The organism is Pseudomonas sp. JL2, from assembly GCF_031570495.1.
Classification (GTDB): Bacteria; Pseudomonadota; Gammaproteobacteria; order Pseudomonadales; family Pseudomonadaceae; genus Aquipseudomonas; species Aquipseudomonas rhizophila.
In genome coordinates this window covers 1-2,884 of record NZ_JAKUDH010000057.1, presented here as the reverse complement: position 1 = coordinate 2,884, position 2,884 = coordinate 1, and the positions used below count along the sequence as shown (strand labels likewise).

At 53.4% G+C, this 2,884-nt stretch carries 3 protein-coding genes, 3 tRNA genes and 1 pseudogene; all 7 read right to left on the bottom strand.

The genetic code is table 11. The annotated features are described in order from the left end of the window. Positions 1–71, bottom strand: a pseudogene (locus MKS85_RS28700) (elongation factor Tu); the annotation flags it as partial. 84 nt (positions 72–155) lie between these two features. Continuing rightward, positions 156–231: transfer RNA gene (locus MKS85_RS28695), tRNA-Thr, on the bottom strand. Between the two features lie 26 nt (positions 232–257). Then, a tRNA-Gly gene (locus MKS85_RS28690) sits at positions 258–331 on the bottom strand. A gap of 24 nt (positions 332–355) precedes the next feature. Beyond that, positions 356–440 (bottom strand) — tRNA-Tyr (locus tag MKS85_RS28685). Positions 441–582: 142 nt separating this feature from the next. Further along, complete coding sequence (locus tag MKS85_RS28680) at positions 583–1,035, bottom strand: hypothetical protein (RefSeq protein WP_047230552.1); 453 nt, start codon at positions 1,033–1,035, stop codon at positions 583–585. A 7-nt stretch (positions 1,036–1,042) separates the two neighbouring features. Beyond that, positions 1,043–1,792, bottom strand: coding sequence for a pantothenate kinase (locus MKS85_RS28675; protein ID WP_188252482.1), 750 nt, complete (start codon positions 1,790–1,792; stop codon positions 1,043–1,045). Next, positions 1,782–2,738: a bifunctional biotin--[acetyl-CoA-carboxylase] ligase/biotin operon repressor BirA gene (gene birA, locus MKS85_RS28670; RefSeq protein WP_188252481.1), complete on the bottom strand. Its 957-nt coding sequence runs from the start codon at positions 2,736–2,738 to the stop codon at positions 1,782–1,784. The genes MKS85_RS28675 and birA overlap by 11 nt, the downstream gene beginning before the upstream one ends. Positions 2,739–2,884 lie beyond the last annotated feature (146 nt).

Sequence of the window (2,884 nt, the reverse complement as noted above, 5' to 3'; positions counted from 1 at the left end):
CCGTGGTCGACGTGACCGATGGTGCCAACGTTGACGTGCGGCTTATTACGTTCGAACTTTTCCTTAGCCATCGAAATCACCCCTAGGAGAAGAATTTAGCAAGTCACACAAACCATTAAAACAAAGGCAGATATTTTCATATCTGCCTTGTTATATGGAGCTCTTGAGCGGATTTGAACCGCTGACCTCACCCTTACCAAGGGTGTGCTCTACCAACTGAGCTACAAGAGCGAAACACTATGCACAACCTGCAAACTTGGAGCGGGTAGCGGGAATCGAACCCGCATCATCAGCTTGGAAGGCTGAGGTTCTACCACTAAACTATACCCGCGGAGCTTGCAGCTCACGCTAAAACTGGTGGAGGGGGAAGGATTCGAACCTTCGAAGTCGTAGACGTCAGATTTACAGTCTGATCCCTTTGGCCGCTCGGGAACCCCTCCTAAGCGAGCCGGCATTCTATATCATGCCAGCCTTCTGTCAAGCATTTTCTCATAAAAAACCTGAGGTTAGCTGCGTTGACGCCGCTTCGTGGCGCCAGCCATTAAAGGCCTTCGCTGCGAAGCGGGCGCCATTCTATGCAAACTACCCTGCGGGTGCAACCCCCTCACAGGGCATTATTTTATGTTTTAACTCATTGAATTCTTTAGAAAGGTTTTGAAGCAGCGTTTCATTCACCTTCATCGCGCTATCTGGCGAAATCAGAACCCAAAATCCTTCTCCCTCAGGCAGATTCGGTGAGCCCTGCGCAATGGAGCGAGCCGCGATCCCGGATGCCGCGAGCCGCTGCTCCAGCTGGCGCGCCATTTCAATCCGGGTGAAGCCACCAAGATAAACACATGCGCCTCGGCCAGCAGATTTGCCTGAATCCCGCCTTACAAGCGCATCTGCCGTTTCGCTCAAGAGATGAATATCCTGCTGCGACCCTCGGTACAAACTCAACGGAGTCACATCTTTTGCCCGAAGCGGAGCCTCCTGTTGATGCCAGACGTAATAAAAGACATTCAAAACCACCAACAGCAGAAAAAGCCACCGCATAGGAACCTCAAGACAAAGGGCAGGCCATCGCCAAACCAACAAAAACCAGATCAGGCACTACCCTGGCATCAGGCACAACACCGGATACCAAATTGGCATCTCCCCCCGTGAGAAATACTACGAAGTCGTTCCCCCAATATTCTTTAGCCAGTTCAAGCTGAGTCAGGACAAACCCTCTGAGCATGAGCATGCAACCGCGCTCCACCGCCTCAACGGTCGCACGACCAGGGGCGAGACTCTCGTGAGCCCGCTCGGCAGCCGTATCGTCATAGCGAATCCGTCGGGTATGAGTGCGCAACTGATTACGCATCAAAGGCATACCAGGACAAATGAACCCCCCTAAATGCTCACCATCCGCGGCCACGAAATCCGCTGTAACGGCCGTACCGAAATCGAGCACCAGGCAGGCTCCCGAAGCGAGATGGAAGCCCCCAAGCAAAGCCAACCATCGATCGAGCCCTAGCCGCTCGTAATCGTTGTAACCGTTCTTAACACCGGCCAACTCCCGAACAGGCACAGCGCGTGAGACAGACACTCCAAAAACATCAATTAGTAGAGCAACCAACGAATCCGTCTCTTGCGGAGTCCTCACGCTAACGAGACGGCATTTCTTGAGCTTAAATTTATCGGCGTCACTCAAGCTTGCCAGCAGGGCACTATCGGTACCAACCACCCCTCCTTCGATCGGTGTTACGCCGTCGAAGTCAAGGACACGCCACTTGATAAAGCTATTGCCGCAATCGAGCTCAAGAATCATCACGCAACCTCAAACTGAGCTCACCACCGCTAAAGATTTTTTCCACGCCATCCACCTTCAAACGCAGCGCGCCCTGACGATCAATGCCCATCACAACCCCGTCAACCTGGTTGATACCGGCAATCAGGGAAACATTCCGCCCCTGCCACAGATGGTATCGCTCCCATTCCTCCTGGATCGCGGAGAAACCCGACACCTGGTGGAGCCTGAGGTAATGCTGAAACTTCGCGGCCAACCGTCCAACCAGCTCGTTTCGATCAAAATCCCTGCCCGCCTCAAGGCACATGGACGTCCATTGCTGGTCGACCTCATCGGTCGACCGCATATTCACATTAATCCCTACGCCGAGAACAACGTGGCAAACGTCTGCTGGATCCCCCACCAATTCAAGCAAGATGCCCGCGATTTTCTTATCACCTACCAGGACATCGTTAGGCCACTTCAGCCCAGCCCCCGCAATCCCCATATCATGCAAGGCGTGCATAACTGCAAGCCCCACAACCAGGCTGAGCCCCTCAATTTGGCGCATGCCACCATCAATTCGCAGCACCAGACTGTGGTAAAGATTGTCGGCAAACGGACTCACCCACTTGCGACCACGACGACCACGACCGGCTGTCTGTCGCTCGGCCAAAATCATAAATGGCGCGCTCATTCCACGCTCTATGGCGCGAAGCGCTTCAGCGTTGGTCGAATCAATGGAGTCAAATATATGGATGGGCCACTCACAGGACTCTTTGGCGCTAATCTCAGCCGAGTCCAAAAGCAGCAGCGGCTTAGCCAGCTGATAACCTCTACCTCGAACCTTATGAACAGATAGCCCTAACTCCGCCTCCAGGTGCTGCAACTGCTTCCATACAGCACTACGACTGATACCCAGCGCAGTACCCAGCGCCTGACCCGAGTGGAAGCGGCCATCTTTCAGAAGTTTAAGCAACGTGAGCATGCAAACTGCACCTGATAATGAGGCCCGCATGATAGCGATGCGCAAGACCGTTGCATAGAAACACAAATGGTCTTTCCTGCGAGCAAAACAAAACCCCTACCTGCGTCAGCAGATAGGGGTTTCGGAATTTAATCTTGACGATGACC

Excerpts from the sequence above, each read along its gene's own strand:
- MKS85_RS28680 (WP_047230552.1), bottom strand. The coding sequence starts at position 1,035 with ATGCGGTGGCTTTTTCTGCTGTTGGTGGTTTTGAATGTCTTTTATTAC.
- MKS85_RS28675 (WP_188252482.1), bottom strand. The coding sequence starts at position 1,792 with ATGATTCTTGAGCTCGATTGCGGCAATAGCTTTATCAAGTGGCGTGTC.
- birA (WP_188252481.1), bottom strand. The coding sequence starts at position 2,738 with ATGCTCACGTTGCTTAAACTTCTGAAAGATGGCCGCTTCCACTCGGGT.